Source organism: Agromyces sp. Leaf222 (genome assembly GCF_001421565.1).
Taxonomy (GTDB): Bacteria; Actinomycetota; Actinomycetes; order Actinomycetales; family Microbacteriaceae; genus Agromyces.
Genome location: NZ_LMKQ01000001.1, coordinates 554,034 through 575,059, shown reverse-complemented (window position 1 = coordinate 575,059; position 21,026 = coordinate 554,034). Strand labels below are relative to the sequence as shown.

Sequence of the window (21,026 nt, the reverse complement as noted above, 5' to 3'; positions counted from 1 at the left end):
ACGACGATTCGCGCGACATCACCTGCGCGTGCGCGTGCCGGGCGCCGAGCCGGGCGACCAGCCACGGGCGAGGAGCGCCTCACGCACGCGCTCGAGCTGCATCGTGCGCGCACGACCACGGTGACGCTTGGTGAAGCGGATGACGCGCCAACCCAGCCGCGCCAGGTCGTCGAGCCGTTCGAGGTCGCGAGCGTACTGGCCGTCGTCCATGCGGTGCTGCTCGCCGTCGTACTCGGCGAGCACGAGGTACTCGGGATACGCCATGTCCCCGATGGCGCACAGGCGGCCCGACGCGTCGTGGATCGGCAGGTTGACGGTCGGCTCGGGCAGGCCGCACTCGACGAGGTCGAGCCGCAGCAACGTCTCCTCGGGCGAATCGGTCGCGGCACGCACCAGCTCGAAGGCTGCCGTGAGAGCTCGGTGACCCCGTCTGCCCGCGTGCCGCAGCACTGCGGCCCGCATCTGCTCGCGAGTCGAGTGGGGTCGTCTCCTGCGGAGCAGCGAGTCGCCGGCGACGACGAGTTCACGGATGGTGGCCGTCGACGCGAGCTGGCACCAGGCGTCTTCGGGAGAGACGATCGGGAGGCCGCGCAGGGCGCGCACCCGGGTTCCGCCGGCGGCGAGGCGGTGCCCACGCACGCCGACTCCGCGTGGGATCGCGTTCGGGGCGAATGCCGCGACGTCGACCTGATCGTCTTCCTGGCGCGACGGCACGACGATGCCGAACAGTCGGCACGCGGTGGCGTGGCTGAAGACCTGTCCGTGCCGCATCGTCAGCAGTTTCGCCCGGCATCGCGCCTCGAGATCCAGCGGACCGGGCGCGCGCACCCCATGGAACGGCCGGTCGAGGTCGCGTCCGCGGAGCCGGCCGGCGCCGATGCCTGCGACGAGTGCCTCGCCGACGGTGAATGCGCGGCGCTCGAACGGTTGGGGCATCCGGGCGTGCGGTCTCACCTGCCCACCCTCGGCGATGCGCGGAAACGCTGCTCTCGCAGCCGGCGACCTGTGGAGACATCCGTCGCTCGAACGCCTGTGGAGGCGACATCCGCCCGCCTTTCGGCCGCGCGATGCTCCGCAATCTCACGCGATGTCGCGCAAACTGCTCGCATCCCGCCGAATGCCGACGGTTTGCGCTACATCAGCATCGAGCTACTCGGCCGCCGGCCGATCGACCGGGGCTGCGAGTGCGGCCTCGACTGTCGGGTAGGTGCGCCCCTCGGCCCGCATGCGCTTGAACACGTCGGTGCGTTCGACGATCGCCTCGACGGCGGGGTCGATGCGCGCGATCCGCAGTTGCAGGCCGGACGCCGTGAGTTCCCGCCCGAGATCCTCGAACATCTCGATCACGGTCACCGAGATGTCGTCGATGCGCGCGCCGTCGAGCACGACGATCCTGGCCCCGTGCTCCTGCTCCACGGCGGCGAGGATCGCCTGCTCGGTCGTCTGCGCGTTGGCGGTGTAGAGCGGCCCGAGCAGGGTCACCAGGACCGCGTCATCCGAGGCCCGCTCCACGCGGATGCGTACCTTCGACAGGGCCATCAGCACGAGCACGAGCGTGATCACGACGCCGGCCGCGACCGCGGTGAGCAGGCCCGCGGAGAGGCCGATGAGCGCCGTGACGAGGGCGATCCAGAAGTCGCGCCTCGAGATCTTCCACATCATCACGAGCGCCCGGATGTCGATGAGCCCGAAGACGGCGACGAACACGAGCGCGGCCAGCGTCGCTTGCGGGAGCAGCGACAGCACCGGGCCGAGGAACAGCCCCACGAGCAGCGCGAGCACCACGGTCGTGATCGCCGCGATCTGCGATCGGGCACCGGCGTTCTGGTTGACCGCGCTCTGGGAGAAGCCGCCGGCGGCGGGCAGGGTCGAGAAGAACGACCCGACGACGTTCGCCGCCGAGGTCGCGAAGAGCTCCTGGTTGCTGTCGATGGCCGGTTCGCCCGGCTTGCGGATGCCGCGTGCGACCGCCTCCGACTCCAGGAACGCCATGACGGCGATCGCCGCCGCGCCCGGCAGCAGCGCCGCGACGTGCTCGAAGCTGGGCAGCCCGGGCACGGGGAATCCCTGCGGCACCGGCGCGATCAGCTCGACGCCGGCCGGCTGCAGCACGCCGACCGCCGCGAGCACGATGCCCGCCCCGACCACGATCAAGGGCGCCGGCACGCGCGGCAGGAACCGCTTGAAGAGGAAGAGCGTGGCGACCGATGCCGCCGACAGCAGGACGGTCGCGATGTTGGCGCTGCCCAGGGCGTCGAGCACCGCGTTGAACGAGTGCACGAACCCGTGGCCGGTCGGATCCTCGGTCTCACCGAGGAGCTTCGGAAGCTGCCCGACCGCGACGGTCGCGCCGACGCCGATCTGGATTCCGACCACGGTGGGCCGGTTGATGATCTCCACGAGCGCGCCGAGCCGGAGGAGGCGCGCGACGAGCAGGATCAGGCCGACGAGGAGCGTGAGCGTGATCAGGTCGCGCGGGATGTCGTTGCTCGAGACCGTGACGCCGGCGCTCACGAACGTCGTCGCCGTGAGGGTCGCGATCGTCGACGTCGTCGAGACGCTCATCGCCCGGGAGCCGCCGAGGAGCGCGTACACCAGCATCGGGACCATGCACGTGTAGAGGCCCGCCTGCACGGGCAGGTTCGCGATCGTCGCGTAGGCCATGGCCTGCGGGACGACGACCGCGCCGGCGGAGAGGCCCGCGAGGATGTCGCGGCCGAGCCACGCGCGCTGGTAGCCGCGAAGCGTCGGCAGCAGGATCCGACGCCTCGCCGCCGGCGGCGCCGCGCTCGTCACCCCGCTGCCGGATCCACGAACACGCCAGCCCAGTCGTCCCTGACGCTCACCACGGTGTACCCGCGCTCATCGGCCGCGGCGAGCGCGGCATCCGCCCCCTTGTCGTAGGGCGGGTCGCCCCGGCCGGTGTCGTCGTCGTGGTGCACGAGCAGCGCCAGGCCGTCTCCCTTGCGGGTGAAGTCGAGCATCTGCATGTCGCCGTTCGAGTTGCCGCCCGCGATGAGCGGACGCCGGCCGATGCGACTCCAGATGCGGACCGGCTTCTGGGGGCCGTCGTCGAAGAAGTCGAGGCCGGCGGCGTATCGCACCTCGTGCGAGTCCTCGTCGTAGGCGAGTCCGAGCGCCGACCCGACGACGTGCTCCGGCGGGATGCCGTAGTACTCCTGCGTCATGGGCCGCATGAAGTCGCGTTCGCCGCCCGACACGATGTACACGGTGAACCCGTGCGCCTCGAGGTAGCGGAGCAGCTCGACCATCGGACGGTAGACGGCATCCGCGTACGGCGTGCCGAGTGTGAGGTGCTTCGCGTTCTCGTAGAAGTCGGCGACGGATGCCGCGTAGTCGTCGACGCTCATGCCGGCGGTGACGCCGACGAGCGCGCCGATGAGCACCTTGAGGTCGCTGTCGTCGCCCTCGTAGTGCTTGTCGATCGCGCCGCCGAGCCAGGCGAGGTCGCCGGTCGCGGCCGCCTTGTACGGCTGCCGGTCGGCGAGCGACGGATCGGCCTCGGCCTGCTTGCGCCACTGCTCCACGACGTAGACCAGTTGCGTCGGCATGGGCTTCTCGGTCCAGAGGGTGCCGTCGTTGTCGAACACGGCGATGCGCTCGGACTCGGGCACGGCCCCGGGCCCATCGCCGCTCACGCGCTCGACGAACTCGATGATCGCCGCACGGGTGTCGGTGTCGCGCCACGAGTCGAGGTCGGTCATGAGCGTCCTCCTACTGCTTCAGCATGGCGACGGCGAGCTTGTGCTCGTCGTCGATGAGGTGCGAGTGGTCGTCGTCGCCGAGGTCGATGCGCACCCAGCTCAGCGTTCCCGTGAACTCGTTGCCGGTGGCCGCGTAGTCGCTCGACACCGGCGAGGCGAGGTCGGCACCGACGTCGACGGTCTCGTCGAAGCTGAACTGGTACGGGATCGTGCGCTCCACGCGGCCCTCGCCGAGCTTGTCGTCGCCGGCGAACAGCGTGACGGTGCCGCCCTTCGCAACGCCGCCGCCGTCGTAGGCGAAGTGGGCGCGCAGCTCCTGGGCGCCCGCCGGCACGTCGGCATCGGATCGAACGATGTCGGTGGTGATGCCGAGCAGGTTGTAGGCGAACGCGAGCTTGCCGCCGACCGCGTAGAACGACCAGCCGCCGTAGGCGCCGCCCTGGGCGAGGATGACGCCGTCGGCGCCCGCGTCGGGCACCTCGGCCTGCGCCGTCACGGTGAACGACTTGTTCTTGATGTTGATCGTCGTGTTCTCGCTCAGCCGCCGCATGCCCGGGTAGAACTTCTGCGACGTGCCGACGACGAGCTCGGGTCGCCCGGCGATCTCGGGGTTCATGCGCTCGGCCGAGCGGATGTCCATGGGCAGCACGTTGAATCGCGCAGCCTGGATGAGGAACAGCTGCTGCAGGTGCGCAAGCTTCTCGGGCTCCTGCGCGGCGAGGTCGTTGGCCTGGGTCCAGTCCTCCTCGACGTTGTAGAGCTCCCAGACGTCGTCGTCGAGGCCGTGGCTGGAGGCCAGCCACGGATCCTTGTGCTTGGCGACGGCCGTCCAGCCCTTGTGGAAGATCGCGCGGTTGCCGAGCATCTCGAAGTACTGCGTCGTGTGCCGCTCGTCGGCATCCGCCCGCCCCTCGGCGAACGTGTAGTTCATCGCCGTGCCCTCGTACGGACGCTGGGTCACGCCGTTCACCGTCGACGGCTCGGGGATGCCCGCGGCCTCGAGCACCGTCGGGGCCACGTCGATCACGTGGCTGAACTGGTTGCGGATGCCGCCCTGCTCCACCCCGCCGTTCGGCCAGCTGACGATCGTGCCGTTGCGGGTGCCGCCCCAGTGCGAGGCGACCTGCTTGGTCCACTGGTACGGGGTGTCCATGGCGTGCGCCCAGCCCACCGCGTAGTGGTTGTACGAGTTCGGCGTGCCGATGTCGTCGATGTGCGCGGCGACGTACTCCTCGGTCTCGATCTCGTTCATGTGGTTGATCGTGAAGCCCTCGTTGGTCGTGCCGTGCATGGACCCCTCGGCGGAGGCGCCGTTGTCGCCGATGATGACGTAGACGAGCGTGTCGTCGAGGATGCCGAGCTCCTCGTAGGCGTCGAGCAACTTGCCGACGTAGTGGTCGGCGTAGGCGAGGAAGCCGGCGTACACCTCCATCTGCCGCGCGAGCGCCGGCTTGATGGTGTCGCTCATCTCGTCCCACGACGGGATGCCCGGGCTGCGCTCGGTGAGCACGGCATCGGCGGGGATGACGCCGAGCTCGAGCTGGCGGGCGAAGGTCTCCTTGCGCACCTCGTCCCAGCCCTGGTCGAACTTGCCCTTGTACTTGTCGGCCCATTCCTTCGGCACATGGTGCGGTGCGTGCGTCGCCCCGGGCGCGAAATAGGTGAAGAACGGCTTGTCGGGAGCCAGCGACTTCTGCTGACGGGTCCAGTCGATGGCCTTGTCGGTCATGTCGGCCATGAAGTGGTAGCCCTCCTCGGGCGTGCCCCACGGCTCGACCGGCGAGGTGTTCTCGTAGATGGCGGGGTACCACTGGTTCGTCTCGCCGCCGAGGAAGCCGTAGAAGTACTCGAACCCGCCACCGGGGTGGGGCCAGTGGTCGAACGGGCCGACCGCGCTCGCCTCCCAGACGGGGACCTCGTGGCACTTGCCGAACTGGGCGGTGTTGTAGCCGTTGAGCTTCAGTGTCTCGGGCAGCGGTGCGCAGTTGTTCGGTCGCACCGAGCTGTAGCCGGGCGCGCTCGTGGCGATCTCGGTGATGCCACCCATGCCCACGGTGTGGTGGTTGCGCCCGGCGAGGAGCGCCGCGCGGGTCGGCGAGCACAGCGCCGTCGTGTGGAAGCGGGTGTACTTGAGGCCCGCCGCGGCCACGCGCTCGAAGTTCGGCGTCTGCACCGGGCCGCCGAAGGCGCTCGACGCCCCGAAGCCGGTGTCGTCGATGAGCACGACGAGCACGTTCGGCGCCCCCTCGGGCGGCAGCAGCCGCTCGATCGGCGGGTAGTGCGTGTCGGGGTCGGTCGCGTCGTACGTGACCGTTCCCGTGTACGCGAGATCGGGGATCGGCAGTGCCCCCCGCTGGATGTCCTCGTTCTTCGCCATATGCGTCTTCGCTTCCCCTCGCGGCGGGCCCCCCGCCATCATCGTGCCCGGAGCAACGGTCCCGCGTGGTTCGGGCAGCGCCACGCGGCATCCGCCCTCCTACTGGTGTCGCATCGCCGCCTGCAGCCATTCCTCGGGATCGATGAGGTGGCCGTGGTCGTCGGTGCCGAGATCGATCTGCGCCCAGTCGATCGTGCCGGTGAACCGGCCCTGCTCGGTCGCGTAGCCCTCGTACGCGGGCATGCCGGTGTCGATGCCGACGTCGAGTCCCTCGTCGAACGAGAAGTACATCGGATGCGTGCGCTTCACGGTCGCGGGGGTTCCGGATGTCGCGCCGTCGATGAAGAGCGTCACGGTGCCGCCTCGGCCGATGCCGCCGCCGTCGTAGGCGAACTCGGCGCGCACCTGGTGCGTGCCCGCGCCGATCTGCGCGTCGGAGAGCGCCGTCGACCGGAGGAGTCCGCAGAAGTTGTAGTGGAACCCGAGCTTGCCGCCCTCGGCGAAGAACGACCAGCCGCCGGTGCGACCGCCCTGGGCGACGATCGCGCCGTCTATCGAGCCGTCGTCGGGCACGACCACCTCGGCCGTCACCGACCACGACCGGTTCTTCACGTTGATCGCGACGTTCTCGTTGAGGCGCGTCATGCCCTCGTAGAGACGCAGGGTCTCGCCCTGCACGATCGTGGGCCGGCCGGCGAACTCGGGGTTCATGCGCTGCGCCGCCCGGTCGTCGAGGGGGATGACGTTGTAGCGCGTCGCCTCGATGAGGAACAGCTGCTGCAGTTCGGCGAGCTTCTCGGGGTTCTGCTTCGCGAGGTTGCTCGACTGGGTCCAGTCGACGGTGGTGTCGTAGAGCTCCCAGACGTCGTCGGAGAAGTCGGGGGCCGCGCCCACGACGTCCCACGGCGTGCGGTGGCGCGTCTGGGCCGTCCAGCCCCGGTGGTAGATGCCGCGGTTGCCCATGATCTCGAAGTACTGGGTGGTGTGCCGTTCGTCGGCGGAGGCGTCGTCGAACGAGTACGCCATCGAGACCCCGTGCATCGGCACCTGCGTGACGCCGTTCACGGTGTGCGGCTGCGCGAGCCCGGCGAGGTCGAGGATCGTGGGCGCGATGTCGATGACGTGGTGCCATTGGTTGCGCACCTCCCCCTGGGCCTTCACATTCGACGGCCAGTGCAGGATCGTGCCGTTGCGCGTTCCGCCGTAGTGCGACGCGACCTGCTTGGTCCACTGGTACGGCGTGCACATCGCGTGCGCCCAGCCCACCGCGTAGTGGTTGTACGCCTCGGGCCCGCCGATCTTGTCGAGGTTCTCGGCCCAGAACTCGGGCGTCTCGTACTCGGCGCCGCCGTTGGCCGCCGTCGAGAGCATGAACGCGCCGTTGAGGCCGCCCTCGGCCGAGGCGCCGTTGTCGCCGATGATGTAGAGCACGAGCGTGTCGTCGAGGATGTCGAGGGCCTCGAGCGCGTCGATCACGCGACCGGTGTGGTGGTCGGCGTACTCGAGGAACGCGCCGTAGACCTCCATCTGGTGGGCGAGGATCGGCCGCATGGCCTCGTCGGTGTCCTCCCACGCGGGGATGCCCTCCGACCGCTCGGTGAGCACGGCGTCTTCGGGGATCACGCCGAGCGCCTTCTGGCGGTCGAACGTCTCCTCGCGCAGCTTGTCCCAGCCCTGGTCGTACTTGCCCTCGTGCTTGGCGATCCATTCCTTCGGCACGTGGTGCGGGGCGTGGGTCGCGCCGGGCGCGAAGTAGACGAAGAAGGGCTTGTCGGGCGTGAGCGCCTTCTGCTGGTTGATGTACTGGATCGTCTTGTCGGCCAGGTCGGGCATGAGGTGGTAGTCGGGGTCGGTCGGCGGCTCGATGAACCCGACGCCGTCGATGAGCGCCGGCGTCCACTGGTTGGTCTCGCCGCCGATGAAGCCGTAGAACTTCTCGAAGCCGCTGAACGCCGGCCAGTGGTCGAACGGGCCGGTCGGGCCGCTCTCCCACACGGGCACCTCGTGGCATTTGCCGAACTGCGCCGTGTTGTAGCCCGACTGCCGCAGGATCTCGGGCAGCGGAACGCAAGAGTTGGGCCTAGTCGACCGGTAGCCGGGCGACGGGGTCGCGGTCTCGGTGATCTGGCCCATGCCCACCTGGTGGTGGTTGCGGCCCGAGAGCATCGCGGCGCGCGTCGGCGAGCAGATCGCCGTCGTGTGGAACCGGCTGTAGCGCAGTCCGCCGCCGGCGAGGCGCTCGGCGGTCGGCATGGGCACCGGTCCGCCGAAGGCGCTCGAGGCGCCGAAGCCCACGTCGTCGAGGAGCACGAGCAGCACGTTGGGCGCCTGCTTCGGGGGCCGCTTCATCTCGATCGGAGGAAGCTTCTCCTCCATCTTCTTCGCGTCCATGACCATGGGCCCGGTGTGGACCTGGTCGGGAATCGGAAGGACTCCCCCTGGCAGAACGTCGCCCATGAATCGCCTTTCCCCGCATGCGAACGCGCCACCCCCCGGCGGCGCTGATCCCACCGTTTCATGCGGGTTCGGGAAAGACAAGTGTGCGCGCGCGAACGCGCAGGGAACGCTCGGACGACCGGTGTCGGGCGCGATCGCGCGCCGATCAGCCGGCGAGCAGCTTCGCCTTCAGGCGCACCGGATCGACGCGCCAGTACGCGTGCATCTCGCCGTCGACGAGCAGCACCGGGATCTCCTCGGCGTACCGTTCGGCGAGTGCCGGGTCGTCGAGGATCGAGAGCTCGTCGAGCACCGGCGGGGACCCCGCGGCATCCGTCGCCTCGATCTCGGCGATCACGGCCAGCACGACCTCGCGCGCATCGTCGCAGAGGTGGCAGCCGGGCTTGCCGATGAGGGTGAGGCGGATGTCGCGGGTCATGCCCTCAAGCCTACGGAACCGGCATCCGGGTTGCCGATGCCCGGGTACAGCGAAAAGCGCCAGGCCGTGGGCCTGACGCTCTCAGCGGTGAAGCAGCGGACTACTTCTTGTTGCGACGCTGGTGGCGCGTCTTGCGAAGCAGCTTGCGGTGCTTCTTCTTCGCCATACGCTTGCGGCGCTTCTTGATGACGGAACCCATCAGAACCTCACAGAAAAGATCGAGTCGGCCGCGCGAGTCGCAGCCGCAGGCAGAAAGCCTCGGGATAGTCTAGCCGATTCGAGCCGCGCCCCCGATCACGGTGCGTTAGCGTCGTGTGATGCCCCGTCGTGAGCCCACCATCCGCACCACTCGTGAAGAGGACTGGCAGCAGGTCCGAGAGCTCCGGCTCGAGATGCTGCGCGACACGCCGATCGCCTTCGGCGAGACCCTCGAGCACGCTGAATCGCTCGGCGAATCGGTCTGGCGCCTGCGCGGCGCACGAGGCACGACCCCTGGTCAGACCTCGGTCGTCGCGATCGACCGCGACCGCTGGGTGGGCCACATGGGCGGCTACATCCCGGATGCCGCATCCGGCCCCATGCTCGTCGGCGTCTACGTGAGCCCGGCCTACCGCGGCGACTCCCGCGGGGTCTCGCGCCGGCTGCTCGAGGCCGTCGAGGAGTGGGCGCTCGAGTTCGGCGACGCGCTGCGGCTCGAGGTGCACGAGTCGAATCAGAGGGCGATCGCGTTCTACGAGAAGCTCGGATTCAGCCTGACCGGGCACTCGCGCGCGTACGACCTCGAGCCCGGCGGCCTCGAGCTCGAGATGATCAAGCGGCTGCGCTGACGCAGCCGACGGTCGGCGCTACTTGCGCTTGTTCGGCGAGACGACCGCGCTGACCTGGTGCGCCGTCTCGGCGAACGCCTTGCCGAGGCGCGAGGCGAACGCGAGCTGCTCGGCCCGGAGGTCTTCGGAGTCGAAGGCCTCGGCGCCCGCGAGCGTCGCGGCGTCGGCCGCGGCATCCGATGACACGAAGGGGATCAGCCAGTCCTCGAGCGTTTCGAGCGGACCGCGGTCGAGGCGGTAGTAGCGGTGCTGGCCCTCTTCGCGCACGCTCACGAGGCCGGCTTCGCGCAGCACCTTGAGGTGCTTCGAGACCGTCGGCTGGCTGAGCCCGAGCGAGGCGACGATCTCGGAGACGCTGATCTCGCCGTTCGACTCGGGTGCGGTCGTCTCGCGCTCGAGCAGGACCGCAAGGATGTCGCGTCGGGTCGCATCTGCCACCACGTCGAAGATGTCCGCCATGCTGCAAGGCTAGTCATTCCGGGCGGGGAGTACCATGACTCACGCATTCCGACGACGGCACTGAGGGGGGTCGATGCGCGTTCAGCCGATGGGCCGCGGCGGTCGGTTCGACCAACGGTCATGGCTGGGGCGCCTGCGTGACGCGGTCGACGCCTTCGTCAAGAGCTCCCCCTCCCGGTTCGCGATCGTGATCTTCGCGGGCCTGATCCTCATCTTCACCCTGCTCTTCTCACTGCCGATCGCGCGCGCGGGCGAGGGATCCGGCGCGCCGCTGCACGATGCGCTCTTCACGGCCGTGTCGGTGATCTGCGTGACCGGCCTCGCGACGGTCGACATGGCCACGTACTGGTCGCCGTTCGGCAACCTGCTGGTCTTCATCGGCGTCAACATCGGCGGTGTCGGGGTGCTCACGCTCGCGTCGATCCTCGGCCTCGTGATCTCGCGCCGCCTGGGCCTGCGCTCGAAGCTCATGGCGGCGAGCGACTCGAATCCGTCGCGCATCCACGTCGGTCCCGTCTCCGAACGTCAGGCGGTGAAGCTCGGCGAGGTCGGCGGGCTGCTCGTGACCGTCGCGATCAGCGCGCTGGTCATCGAGGTGACCATCGCGATCGCCATGATCCCCAGCATGCTCGCCGCGGGATACGACGCGTTCCACTCGGTCTGGTACAGCTTCTACTACTCGGCCATGGCGTTCACGAACACCGGGTTCAACCCGAACCCCGGCGGCCTCGCGCCCTTCGAGCACGACTACTGGATGCAGACGCTGCTCATGGCCGGCGTGTTCCTCGGCAGCCTCGGATTCCCGGTGATCTTCGCCCTGGCCCGCTACTGGCGCATGCCCCGCCGGTGGAGCCTGCACGTGAAGCTGACGCTCACCACGACCATGATCCTCTTCGTGCTCGGCGCCGGCATGTTCGTGCTCCTCGAGCACGCGAACCCCCGCACGTACGGACAGCTCGACGCCGGCGCGACGGTCTTCCAGTCGTTCTTCATGTCGGCGATGACGAGGTCGGGCGGGTTCGCGACCGTCAACATGCACGACCTCTACGGCTCGAGCCAGCTCGTCAGCAGCATGCTCATGTTCATCGGCGGCGGCTCGGCTTCGACGGCCGGCGGCATCAAGGTCACCACGCTCGCCGTGCTGTTCCTCGCCGCGGTCGCAGAGGCCCGCGGCGCGCCCTCGATGGAGGCGTTCGGCCGCCGCATCCCGCGCGACATGCTTCGGCTCTCGGTCAGCGTCGTGCTGTGGGGCGCGACGATCGTCGCCGCGGCGTCGATCATCATCCTGCAGATCACGAAGGCGCCGTTCGAGAACGTGCTCTTCGACGTCATCTCCGCGTTCGCCACCTGCGGCCTGTCGACCGGCCTCACCGCCGACCTGCCGCCGTCGGGCGTCTACGTCATGGCGGCCACGATGTTCATGGGCCGCGTTGGTACAGTGACTCTCGCAGCGGCCCTCGCAGCGAGCCAGCGACGGCAGCTGTTCAAGCGTCCCGAAGAGAGGCCCATCGTTGGTTGATCGCATCAAGCACGACGCCCCGGTGCTCGTGATCGGCCTCGGCCGGTTCGGCGCCGCCACCGCCGGCCAGCTCGATCGCCTCGGGCGCGAGGTGCTCGCCGTCGACGAGAGCGAGGCCCTCGTGCAGAAGTGGTCAGAGCGGGTCACGCACGCCGTGGTCGCCGACGCGAAGTCGATCGACGCCCTCCGCCAGATCGGCGCGCAGGACTTCTCGATCGCGGTCTGCGCCGTCGGCTCGTCGATCGAGGCCTCGGTGCTCATCACCGCGAACCTCGTCGACCTGAAGATCCCGCAGATCTGGTCGAAGGCGATCTCGGCCTCGCACGGCAAGATCCTCGAGCGCATCGGCGCGAACCACGTGATCTACCCCGAGCGCGAGGCCGGCGAGCGCACCGCGCATCTCGTGTCGGGCCGCATGCTCGACTTCATCGAGTTCGACGACGACTTCGCCCTCGTGAAGATGTACCCGCCGAAGCCGATCCGCGGCAAGAACCTCACCGAGTCGGGCGTGCGCTCGAAGCACCGCGTGACCGTGGTGGGCGTGAAGAGCCCGGGCAAGCCGTTCACCTACGCGACCGAGCAGACCGTGGTCTCGAACCACGACCTCATCATCGTCTCGGGCACCGAGGGCGACATCGAGAAGTTCGCCGCGCTCGAGTAGGGCGGATGCCGCGGGCGGTCAGGCGACGAGCATCGCGATGACGCCGATGACGCCCGCGACCACGGCGAGCGCCAGGAACACGAGGCCGAGCAGCCGCAGCACGCGGCGCCCCGCCGGCGGTTCGTGCAGCCGAAGGTGCTCGGGCTCGCGTTCGCGGTAGAACGCCGGCTCCTCCTGCGGGTTCGCGACGTGGTGCCGCTCGTCGGCGCTCAGCCGGCGAGAGTGGAACTCGCCCTCGGCGAACCAGCGCACGACGCTGCCGCCCGTCTCGTCGGCGATGACCGCCTCGGTCGGCAACCAGCGTCCGTCGGCGATGCGGATGAGCAGCACCAGCAGCAGGCATCCGAGGCCGACGGCGAGGCCGACCCATCCGATGACCTCGGCGATCGCCCCGATCGTCTCCCACGCGCTCATGGTGAGAACGCTACCGGGCTGCGAGAGCGGCATTCCGACGGATGCGGCGGACGCGCCGAGGATGCCGGCCAGAGTCACCGTGAGCGGCGCATTCGGATCGCGCGCAGGGGCGTTAGGGGTCCGTGAGGATCGGCGCCGGGGCATCCGCCCGGGTGTTGTCTCAGGGGTGCAGCTGATCCGCTGCCCGCCTGCCGCGTCCGCGGCTCGCGCCCCTCCGAATCTGGAGTCCTCGTGCTCGACGTCGTCTACCTTCTCGGCATCCTCGCCGTGTTCGCCCTCGTCGGCCTCATCGCCAGGGGAGTGGAGAAGCTGTGATCTTCTTCGAACTCCTCGCCGCCGCGTTGGGCGTCGCCGCCGTGGTGTACCTCGTGTACGCCCTCGTGAAGCCCGAGCAGTTCTGATGGCCGTGGTCCTCGCCGTCGTTCAGGCGGCCACCCTCGCCCTGATCCTCGCGCTGCTCTACCGCCCGCTCGGCGACTACATGGCGCGCATCTACACGAGCGACCGCGACTGGCGCTTCGAACGCGGGCTCTACCGCCTCATCGGCGTCGACCCGCGCTCGGAGCAGTCGTGGCCGGCCTACCTGCGCGGCGTGCTCGCGGTCTCGGTCGTCGGCGTGCTGTTCGTCTACGTGCTGCAGCGCGCGCAGGCGGTGCTGCCGTACTCGCTCGGTCTGCCGGCCGTGCCGGAGGGGCTGTCGTTCAACACGGCGGCATCCTTCGTGGCGAACACGAACTGGCAGTCGTACTCCCCCGAGCTCACCATGGGGTACACCGTGCAGCTTGCCGGCCTCGCCGTGCAGAACTTCGTCTCGGCGGCCGTCGGCATCGCCGTGGCCGTGGCGCTCGTGCGTGGATTCGCCCGTCGCAACTCGGGCACGATCGGCAACTTCTGGGTCGACCTGTTCCGAGGCGCCTTCCGCCTGCTGCTCCCGCTCTCGATCATCGGGGCGATCGTGCTGATCATCGGCGGCGTCGTGCAGAACTTCAACGGCTTCACCGAGATCACGACCCTCGCCGGCAACACGCAGAACCTGCCGGGTGGCCCGGTGGCTTCGCAGGAGGTCATCAAGGAACTCGGCACCAACGGCGGCGGCTTCTTCAACGTGAATTCGGCCCACCCGTTCGAGAACCCCAGTGCGTGGACGAGCCTCTTCCAGAACGTGCTCATGCTCGCGATCCCGTTCGCCCTGCCCCGCACCTTCGGCAAGATGGTCGGCTCCAACAAGCAGGGCTACGCGATCCTCGCGGTCATGGCGACGCTCTTCGTCATCTCCCTCGTCACGCTGAGTGCGCTCGAGGCCGGTGGCAATGGCACGGCACCCGAGCTCGCCGGTGGCGCACTCGAGGGCAAGGAGGCGCGCTTCGGCATCTTCGGTTCGGCGCTCTTCGGCACCACGTCGACGCTCACGTCGACCGGCGCCGTGAACTCGATGCACGACTCGTTCACCGCCCTCGGCGGCATGATGCCGATGCTGAACATGATGCTCGGCGAGGTCGCCCCCGGCGGAGTCGGTTCGGGCCTCTACGGCATGCTCGTGCTCGCGGTCATCGCCGTGTTCATCGCGGGCCTCCTGGTCGGCCGCACGCCCGAGTACCTCGGCAAGAAGATCGGGCCGCGCGAGATCAAGCTGGCGAGCCTCTACATCCTCGTCACGCCGACGCTCGTGCTCGTGGGCACCGCCCTCAGCTTCGCGATCCCCGGCATCCGAGAGGACGTCGAGTCGGTCTCGATCTGGAACCCCGGCATCCACGGCATGAGCGAGGTGCTCTACGCGTTCACGAGCGCGTCGAACAACAACGGTTCGGCGTTCGCCGGTCTCACGGCGAACACGCCGTGGCTCAACACGGCGCTCGGCGTCGCGATGCTGCTCGGCCGATTCGTGCCGATCGTGCTCGTGCTGGCGCTCGCGGGCTCCCTCGCCGCACAGGACAAGGTGCCCGCCACCGCGGGCACACTGCCCACCTACCGGCCGCAGTTCGTCGGCCTCCTCGTGGGCGTCACGGTCATCGTGACCGCGCTCACCTACTTCCCCGTTCTCACGCTGGGCCCCCTGGCTGAAGGGTTGAACTGATCCACATGTCCACCATCACCGACCACCCCGCGACCGGGCACACGCCCCGTCAGATGGGTTCCCCTTCGAAACGCTCCACCAGCGCGTTCGGACCGGTGCAGATCGCGCAGGCACTGCCCGGTGCGTTCCGCAAGCTCGATCCGAGGCAGATGTGGCACAACCCCGTCATGTTCCTCGTCGAGGTCGGCGCCGCGCTCACGACCGTGCTCGCGATCGCCGAGCCCTTCCTCGGCGGGCCCGAGTCGTCGGGCGGCACGGCCGTGCCACTCTCCTTCACCTGGGCGATCGCCGTCTGGCTCTGGCTCACCGTGCTCTTCGCGAACCTCGCGGAGTCGGTGGCGGAGGGCCGCGGCAAGGCCCAGGCCGACACCCTGCGCCAGACCCGCACCTCGACCGTCGCCCGGCGCGTCACGGCCTACGACGAGGTCGCGGATGCCGCGGCGGAGCGATCCGCGGTCGTCGAGGTCTCCTCGGGCGACCTCCGGCTCGGCGACGTCGTCGTCGTGACGGCGGGCGAGCCGATCCCGGGCGACGGCGACATCATCCACGGCATTGCCTCGGTGGACGAATCGGCGATCACCGGAGAGTCCGCCCCGGTCGTCCGGGAGTCGGGCGGCGACCGCTCGGCGGTCACCGGCGGCACCCGAGTGCTCTCCGACCGCATCGTCGTGCGCATCACCTCGAAGCCGGGCGAGACCTTCGTCGACCGCATGATCGCGCTCGTCGAGGGCGCCTCGCGCCAGAAGACCCCGAATGAGATCGCGCTGAACATCCTGCTCGCGAGCCTCTCGATCGTCTTCGTGGTGGTCACCCTCACGCTGAACCCGATCGCCTCGTACGCGGCGACGCCGGTCTCGATCCCGGTGCTGATCGCGCTCCTCGTCTGCCTCATCCCGACGACGATCGGCGCCCTGCTCTCGGCGATCGGCATCGCCGGCATGGATCGCCTCGTGCAGCGCAACGTGCTCGCGATGTCGGGCCGCGCCGTCGAGGCGGCGGGCGACGTCACGACGCTGCTCCTCGACAAGACCGGCACCATCACGTACGGCAACCGCCGCGCGAGCGAGTTCGTGCCGATGCCGGGCGTCGACGCCGTCGAGCTCGAGCGTGCAGCGGCCCTCTCGTCGCTCGCCGACCCCACCCCCGAGGGAGCCTCGATCGTCGACCTGGCGGCCGAACGAGGCGTGCGCTTCGACACCGCCCCCACCGGCGAGGTCGTCCCGTTCACGGCCCAGACCCGCATGTCGGGCCTCGACCGGCCCGACGGCTCGAGCATCCGCAAGGGCGCAGGCTCGGCGGTCATCGCCTGGGTCGAGGCATCCGGCACCATCGCATCGAGCACCCGCGACGAGCTCGAGCAGCGCGTCGCGGCGATCTCGAACAGCGGCGGCACCCCGCTCGTCGTCGCGGCGAAGGACGCGAACGGCGAGGCGCGCCTGCTCGGCGTCGTGCACCTGAAGGACGTCGTGAAGGACGGGCTGACCGAGCGCTTCGCCGAGCTGCGGGCCATGGGCATCCGCACCGTCATGATCACGGGCGACAACCCGCTCACCGCGAAGGCCATCGCGGCTGAGGCCGGCGTCGATGACTACCTCGCCGAGGCCACCCCTGAAGACAAGATGGCGCTCATCAAGCGCGAGCAGGCGGGCGGCAACCTCGTCGCCATGACCGGCGACGGCACGAACGACGCTCCGGCGCTCGCGCAGGCCGATGTCGGCGTCGCGATGAACACGGGCACGTCGGCCGCGAAGGAGGCCGGCAACATGGTCGACCTCGACAGCGACCCGACGAAGCTCATCGAGATCGTGCGCATCGGCAAGCAGTTGCTCATCACGCGCGGCGCGCTCACCACGTTCTCGATCGCCAACGACGTCGCGAAGTACTTCGCGATCATCCCGGCGATGTTCGCGGGCGTCTTCCCCGGGCTCGCGGTGCTGAACGTCATGCAGCTCCACTCCCCCGCCTCGGCGATCCTGTCGGCGATCATCTTCAACGCGATCATCATCGTGATCCTGATCCCGCTCGCGCTCCGCGGCGTGAAGTACAAGGCCGGCGGCGCATCAGCGATCCTCAGCCGCAACCTGCTCATCTACGGCCTCGGCGGCATCATCGCCCCCTTCATCGGCATCAAGCTGATCGACCTCGTCATCAGCCTCATCCCCGGGTTCTAGGCCCGGGTGCGAAAGGAAACGACACCATGAGCTCCACTCGCACCACGGTCCGCACCCACTGGGTGGCGGTTCGCGCGATGCTCGTCTTCACCGCGGTGCTCGGCATCGCCTACACGCTCGTCGTCACCGGCATCGGGCAGCTCGTGCTGCCCGCCCAGGCGAACGGCTCCCTCGTCCGGTCGGGCGAGCAGGTCGTCGGCTCCGCCCTGATCGGGCAGTCGTTCACGGATGCCGACGGCAACCCGCTTCCGGAGTGGTTCCAGCCTCGGCCGTCGGCCGCCGGCGAGGGCTACGACGGCGGCGCCTCGAGCGGCAGCAACTGGGGCCCGGAGAACGCCGACCTCATCGCCGCGATCGAGGAGCGCAAGACGCAGGTCGCCGAGTTCAACGGCGTCGCCGAGTCGGATGTCCCGGCCGACGCCGTCACGGCCTCGGCGTCGGGCCTCGACCCGCACATCAGCCCCGAGTACGCGCTGCTGCAGGTCGCGCGGGTCGCCGGCGAGCGCGGGCTCCCCGAATCCGAGGTGCGCGAGCTCGTGGAGTCTAGGATTCAGGCACGGGATCTCGGGTACCTGGGCGAACCCACCGTCAACGTGCTGCAGCTGAACCTCGCCCTCGCCGAGCTGGAGGGGTAGCCACGATGCGGAGGGGGCGGCTTCGGGTGCTGCTCGGCGCCGCCCCCGGCGTCGGCAAGACCTACACGATGCTCGAAGAGGGTCGACGACTCAGGGGCGAGGGCCGCGACGTCGTCGTGGCCTTCGTCGAGACGCACGGCCGCAAGGCCACGGCGTCGATGGTGAGCGGCCTCGAGGTGCTGCCGCGCACCACGGTCGAGCATCGCGGCATGGGCCTCGACGAGATGGACCTCGATGCGGTGCTCGCCCGCCGGCCCGAGATCGCCCTCGTCGACGAGCTCGCCCACACCAACGCGCCGGGGTCGCGCCACGCCAAGCGCTGGCAGGACGTCGACGAGCTGCTCGACGCCGGCATCGACGTCATCTCGACGGTGAACGCCCAGCACATCGAGTCGCTCGGCGACGTCGTGCAGCAGATCACGGGCGTCGCCCAGCGCGAGACGATCCCCGACGCCGTGCTGCGCGCGGCCGACCAGATCGAGGTCGTCGACCTCGCGCCGCAGGCCCTGCGCGACCGGCTCGCGGGCGGACTCGTCTACCCGGCCGAGCGCATCGACGCCGCGCTCTCGAACTACTTCCGACTGGGCAACCTGACCGCCCTGCGCGAGCTCGCGCTGCTCTGGCTCGCCGACGAGGTCGACTCGGCGCTCAAGGCTTACCGGGTCGAGCACGGCATCGAGCGCAAGTGGGAGGCGCGCGAACGCGTCGTCGTCACGCTCACGGGCGGGCCCGAAGGCGAGACCCTCCTGCGCCGAGGAGCACGCATCGCCTCGCGCTCCTCCGGGGGCGAACTCATCGCCGTGCACGTGACGAACCCCGACGGCATGCGGGCGCGGCATCCGGGAGCCCTCGACCGCCAGCGCACGCTCGTCGAGCAGCTCGGCGGCACCTTCCACCAGGTCGTCGGCGAAGACGTGCCGCGGGCGCTCGTCGAATTCGCGCGGGCGGCGAACGCCACCCAGCTCGTCCTCGGCGTCAGCCGCAGGTCGAGACTCGCCGCGGCGTTCACGGGGCCGGGCATCGGCGCGACCGTCATCCGCGAGTCCGGCGACATCGACGTGCACATCGTCACCCATGCGGCGGCGGGCTCCGGGTTCTCGCTTCCGAAGCTCGGCGGCGCGCTCAGCCGCATGCGCCTCCTCACCGGCTTCGCCGTGGCGCTCATCGCCGGCCCGCTGCTGAGCTGGCTGCTCGCGACCTTCCACACCGAGGCGTCGATCACGAGCGACGTGCTGGCCTACCAGCTGCTCGTCATCGTCGTCGCCCTCATCGGCGGCATCTGGCCGGGCCTCTTCGCGGCCGTGCTCTCGGGACTCACGCTCAATTTCCTGTTCGTGCAGCCGACGTACACGCTCACGATCAGCGATCCGCGGCAGCTGCTCGCCCTGGTGTTCTACGTGGCCAACGCCCTGCTCGTGAGCTACGTCGTCGACCAGGCCGCGCGGCGCACCCGCATCGCCCGTCGCGCGGCGGCCGAGTCGCAGCTGCTCGCGACCCTCGCCGGCAGCGTGCTCCGCGGGGAGGACGCCCTGCAGGCGATGGTCACGCGCACCCGCGAGGCGTTCGGCCTGACCGGGGTGCGCCTACTCGTCGACGGCGAGGCCAGGGTCGCCGACGGCGAGCCGACCGGCAACGACCGCGTGACCGAGGTCCCGATCGGCTCCCGCGGCGTGCTCGAGCTGCACGGCCACGACCTCCAGGCATCCGAACGTCGCCTGCTGCAGGTCATCGCCACCCAGATGGATGCCGCGATCGAGCACGGCGCGCTCGCCACCGCGGCCTCGGCGGCCGATGCCCTCGCCGAGACCGACCGCGTGCGCTCGGCCCTGCTCGCCGCCGTCGGCCACGACCTGCGGCGTCCGCTCACGTCGGCGTCCGCGGCGATCAGCGCCCTGCGGTCCCACGAGGTCGACCTGCCCGCCGCCGAGCGCGACGAACTGCTCGCGACCGCCTCCGAGAGCCTCGACGCGCTCGCCGAGCTCGTCACCAACCTGCTCGACGTCAGCCGGGTGCAGGCCGGTGCGCTCGCGGTGATGCTGGCTCCGACCGAGATCGCCGACGTGGTCTTCCCGGCGCTCGACGAGCTCGCGCTCGGGCCGGGCGAGGTCGAGCTCGACCTCGCCGACGAACTCGAACCGGTGCTCGCCGACGGCGTGCTGCTGCAGCGCGTGGTGGTGAACCTGCTCGCGAACGCCGTGCGCCACAGCCCCGACGGCGAGCGTGTGCGCCTCGCCGCAAGCTCGTTCCAGGGCCGCACCGAGCTGCGCGTCGTCGACCGCGGCCCCGGCATCCCCGTCGAGCGCCGCCACGAGGTGTTCACGCCGTTCCAGCGCCTCGGCGACACCGACAACGACACCGGCCTCGGCCTGGGCCTCGCGCTCTCGAAGGGATTCGTCGAGGGCATGGACGGCAGACTGGAGGTCGAGGACACCCCGGGCGGCGGCCTGACGATGGTCGTCACCCTGCCGTCCGCCACCCCGCCGTCCGCCACGACCCCCGAGGAGCTGCGATGAGGATCCTCCTCGCCGACGACGACGCCCAGCTGCAGCGGGCCCTGCGCATCACGCTCGTCGCGCGCGGCTACGAGGTCGTCGCCGCGCACGACGGCGCCGAGGCGATCGACCTGGCGGCGAACGCGCATCCCGACCTGATCCTGCTCGATCTCGGCATGCCTCGGGTCGACGGCCTCGACGTGATCCGGGCGGTTCGCGCGTGGTCGAAGGTGCCGATCCTCGTGCTCTCGGGCCGCACCGACTCAGCCGAGAAGGTCGAAGCACTCGACGCCGGTGCCGACGACTACGTCACGAAGCCCTTCGCGATGGACGAGCTCCTCGCCCGCATCCGCGCCCGTGCCAGGTCGACGACCGGCGAGACCGATGCCGCCGAGTACTCGGTCGGCCCGCTCACCGTCGATCTCGCGGCGAAGACGATCAGGTCGACGGATGCCGCGGGGCGGGAGACATCCGTTCGCCTGACGCCCACCGAGTGGCGCCTGCTCGAGCTGTTCCTCAAGAACCCCGGAAAGCTCCTCACGCGGCAGATGCTGCTCAGCGAGGTCTGGGGGCCGTTCCACGCGAACGACTCGGGATACCTGCGTCTCTACGTCGCCCAGCTGCGCCGCAAGCTCGAGCCGACGCCGTCGGAGCCCCGGCTGTTCCTCACCGAGCCCGGCATGGGGTACCGCTTCGAGCCCGGTGCGCAGCTGGTCGAGGAGCGACGAACCGCTCCGCCGGTCGAGTAGCGACGAAGGAGCGTATCGAGACCTCGCGTCAGGTCTCGATACGGCGCC

At 69.8% G+C, this 21,026-nt stretch carries 18 protein-coding genes; 9 read left to right on the top strand and 9 right to left on the bottom strand.

Translation table 11 applies throughout. The features are described 5' to 3' along the window. Window positions 1-18: 18 nt before the first annotated feature. The 7 genes from ASE68_RS02505 to ASE68_RS19735 all read right to left on the bottom strand — a co-directional run bounded on the left by ASE68_RS02505 (window position 19) and on the right by ASE68_RS19735 (window position 9,176). Complete coding sequence (locus ASE68_RS02505; protein ID WP_235480742.1) at window positions 19-954, bottom strand: hypothetical protein; 936 nt, start codon at window positions 952-954, stop codon at window positions 19-21. A gap of 195 nt (window positions 955-1,149) precedes the next feature. Further along, complete coding sequence (locus ASE68_RS02500; RefSeq protein WP_055854885.1) at window positions 1,150-2,796, bottom strand: SulP family inorganic anion transporter; 1,647 nt, start codon at window positions 2,794-2,796, stop codon at window positions 1,150-1,152. Further along, window positions 2,793-3,725, bottom strand: a complete 933-nt coding sequence (locus tag ASE68_RS02495; protein WP_055854883.1) for an HAD family phosphatase — start codon at window positions 3,723-3,725, stop codon at window positions 2,793-2,795. Before ASE68_RS02495 ends, ASE68_RS02500 begins: the two co-directional genes overlap by 4 nt. 10 nt (window positions 3,726-3,735) lie before the next feature. Next, a complete protein-coding gene (locus tag ASE68_RS02490; RefSeq protein WP_055854880.1) occupies window positions 3,736-6,102 on the bottom strand; it encodes an arylsulfatase in 2,367 nt (788 codons plus the stop codon). Window positions 6,103-6,201: 99 nt separating this feature from the next. Next, window positions 6,202-8,559 (bottom strand): arylsulfatase, encoded by a 2,358-nt coding sequence (locus ASE68_RS02485; RefSeq protein ID WP_055854878.1) that lies wholly within the window; start codon window positions 8,557-8,559, stop codon window positions 6,202-6,204. A gap of 145 nt (window positions 8,560-8,704) precedes the next feature. Beyond that, window positions 8,705-8,977, bottom strand: coding sequence for a glutaredoxin family protein (locus ASE68_RS02480; RefSeq protein ID WP_055854875.1), 273 nt, complete (start codon window positions 8,975-8,977; stop codon window positions 8,705-8,707). A 100-nt stretch (window positions 8,978-9,077) separates the two neighbouring features. Continuing rightward, complete coding sequence (locus ASE68_RS19735; RefSeq protein ID WP_003792170.1) at window positions 9,078-9,176, bottom strand: 30S ribosomal protein bS22; 99 nt, start codon at window positions 9,174-9,176, stop codon at window positions 9,078-9,080. 118 nt (window positions 9,177-9,294) lie between these two features. Between ASE68_RS19735 and ASE68_RS02475 the strand changes: the two genes are divergently transcribed. Then, a complete protein-coding gene (locus tag ASE68_RS02475; RefSeq protein WP_055860549.1) occupies window positions 9,295-9,804 on the top strand; it encodes a GNAT family N-acetyltransferase in 510 nt (169 codons plus the stop codon). 18 nt (window positions 9,805-9,822) lie between these two features. Here the strand turns inward: ASE68_RS02475 and ASE68_RS02470 are convergent, their stop codons facing one another. After that, a complete protein-coding gene (locus ASE68_RS02470; RefSeq protein WP_055854872.1) occupies window positions 9,823-10,263 on the bottom strand; it encodes a helix-turn-helix transcriptional regulator in 441 nt (146 codons plus the stop codon). A gap of 73 nt (window positions 10,264-10,336) precedes the next feature. On the opposite strand from ASE68_RS02470, the gene ASE68_RS02465 reads away from it, so the two are divergent. Next, complete coding sequence (locus ASE68_RS02465; RefSeq protein WP_200921651.1) at window positions 10,337-11,782, top strand: TrkH family potassium uptake protein; 1,446 nt, start codon at window positions 10,337-10,339, stop codon at window positions 11,780-11,782. Continuing rightward, window positions 11,775-12,443, top strand: a complete 669-nt coding sequence (locus ASE68_RS02460) for a TrkA family potassium uptake protein (protein ID WP_055854866.1) — start codon at window positions 11,775-11,777, stop codon at window positions 12,441-12,443. The genes ASE68_RS02465 and ASE68_RS02460 overlap by 8 nt, the downstream gene beginning before the upstream one ends. Before the next feature lie 18 nt (window positions 12,444-12,461). Here the strand turns inward: ASE68_RS02460 and ASE68_RS02455 are convergent, their stop codons facing one another. After that, entirely contained in the window at window positions 12,462-12,857 is a 396-nt protein-coding gene (locus ASE68_RS02455) for a hypothetical protein (RefSeq protein ID WP_157421500.1), read from the bottom strand. A gap of 311 nt (window positions 12,858-13,168) precedes the next feature. Between ASE68_RS02455 and ASE68_RS20055 the strand changes: the two genes are divergently transcribed. Genes ASE68_RS20055 through ASE68_RS02425 form a run of 6 tightly spaced genes read left to right on the top strand, consistent with a single transcriptional unit; the run spans window position 13,169 to window position 20,978 of the window. Then, the gene (locus tag ASE68_RS20055) at window positions 13,169-13,258 is read left to right on the top strand and encodes a potassium-transporting ATPase subunit F (RefSeq protein ID WP_055854859.1); all 90 of its coding nucleotides are present in this window, start codon (window positions 13,169-13,171) and stop codon (window positions 13,256-13,258) included. Further along, window positions 13,258-14,931 (top strand): potassium-transporting ATPase subunit KdpA, encoded by a 1,674-nt coding sequence (kdpA, locus tag ASE68_RS02445; RefSeq protein WP_055854856.1) that lies wholly within the window; start codon window positions 13,258-13,260, stop codon window positions 14,929-14,931. The genes ASE68_RS20055 and kdpA overlap by 1 nt, the downstream gene beginning before the upstream one ends. A gap of 53 nt (window positions 14,932-14,984) precedes the next feature. Then, complete coding sequence (kdpB, locus tag ASE68_RS02440) at window positions 14,985-17,102, top strand: potassium-transporting ATPase subunit KdpB (RefSeq protein WP_157421678.1); 2,118 nt, start codon at window positions 14,985-14,987, stop codon at window positions 17,100-17,102. A gap of 26 nt (window positions 17,103-17,128) precedes the next feature. Then, complete coding sequence (gene kdpC, locus ASE68_RS02435; RefSeq protein ID WP_055854850.1) at window positions 17,129-17,737, top strand: potassium-transporting ATPase subunit KdpC; 609 nt, start codon at window positions 17,129-17,131, stop codon at window positions 17,735-17,737. Between the two features lie 5 nt (window positions 17,738-17,742). Beyond that, entirely contained in the window at window positions 17,743-20,250 is a 2,508-nt protein-coding gene (locus ASE68_RS02430) for a DUF4118 domain-containing protein (RefSeq protein WP_055854847.1), read from the top strand. Then, window positions 20,247-20,978 (top strand): response regulator transcription factor, encoded by a 732-nt coding sequence (locus tag ASE68_RS02425; protein WP_055854844.1) that lies wholly within the window; start codon window positions 20,247-20,249, stop codon window positions 20,976-20,978. The genes ASE68_RS02430 and ASE68_RS02425 overlap by 4 nt, the downstream gene beginning before the upstream one ends. The last annotated feature ends 48 nt before the right edge of the window (window positions 20,979-21,026 follow it).

Bases quoted from the DNA above. Each gene is read 5' to 3' on its own strand.
- ASE68_RS02490 (WP_055854880.1), bottom strand. From the start codon at position 6,102: ATGGCGAAGAACGAGGACATCCAGCGGGGGGCACTGCCGATCCCCGAT.
- ASE68_RS02465 (WP_200921651.1), top strand. From the start codon at position 10,337: ATGCGCGTTCAGCCGATGGGCCGCGGCGGTCGGTTCGACCAACGGTCA.
- ASE68_RS19735 (WP_003792170.1), bottom strand. From the start codon at position 9,176: ATGGGTTCCGTCATCAAGAAGCGCCGCAAGCGTATGGCGAAGAAGAAG.
- ASE68_RS02475 (WP_055860549.1), top strand. From the start codon at position 9,295: ATGCCCCGTCGTGAGCCCACCATCCGCACCACTCGTGAAGAGGACTGG.
- ASE68_RS02425 (WP_055854844.1), top strand. From the start codon at position 20,247: ATGAGGATCCTCCTCGCCGACGACGACGCCCAGCTGCAGCGGGCCCTG.
- kdpA (WP_055854856.1), top strand. From the start codon at position 13,258: ATGGCCGTGGTCCTCGCCGTCGTTCAGGCGGCCACCCTCGCCCTGATC.
- kdpC (WP_055854850.1), top strand. From the start codon at position 17,129: ATGAGCTCCACTCGCACCACGGTCCGCACCCACTGGGTGGCGGTTCGC.
- ASE68_RS02485 (WP_055854878.1), bottom strand. From the start codon at position 8,559: ATGGGCGACGTTCTGCCAGGGGGAGTCCTTCCGATTCCCGACCAGGTC.
- ASE68_RS02430 (WP_055854847.1), top strand. From the start codon at position 17,743: ATGCGGAGGGGGCGGCTTCGGGTGCTGCTCGGCGCCGCCCCCGGCGTC.
- ASE68_RS02455 (WP_157421500.1), bottom strand. From the start codon at position 12,857: ATGAGCGCGTGGGAGACGATCGGGGCGATCGCCGAGGTCATCGGATGG.
- kdpB (WP_157421678.1), top strand. From the start codon at position 14,985: ATGGGTTCCCCTTCGAAACGCTCCACCAGCGCGTTCGGACCGGTGCAG.
- ASE68_RS02495 (WP_055854883.1), bottom strand. From the start codon at position 3,725: ATGACCGACCTCGACTCGTGGCGCGACACCGACACCCGTGCGGCGATC.
- ASE68_RS02480 (WP_055854875.1), bottom strand. From the start codon at position 8,977: ATGACCCGCGACATCCGCCTCACCCTCATCGGCAAGCCCGGCTGCCAC.
- ASE68_RS02470 (WP_055854872.1), bottom strand. From the start codon at position 10,263: ATGGCGGACATCTTCGACGTGGTGGCAGATGCGACCCGACGCGACATC.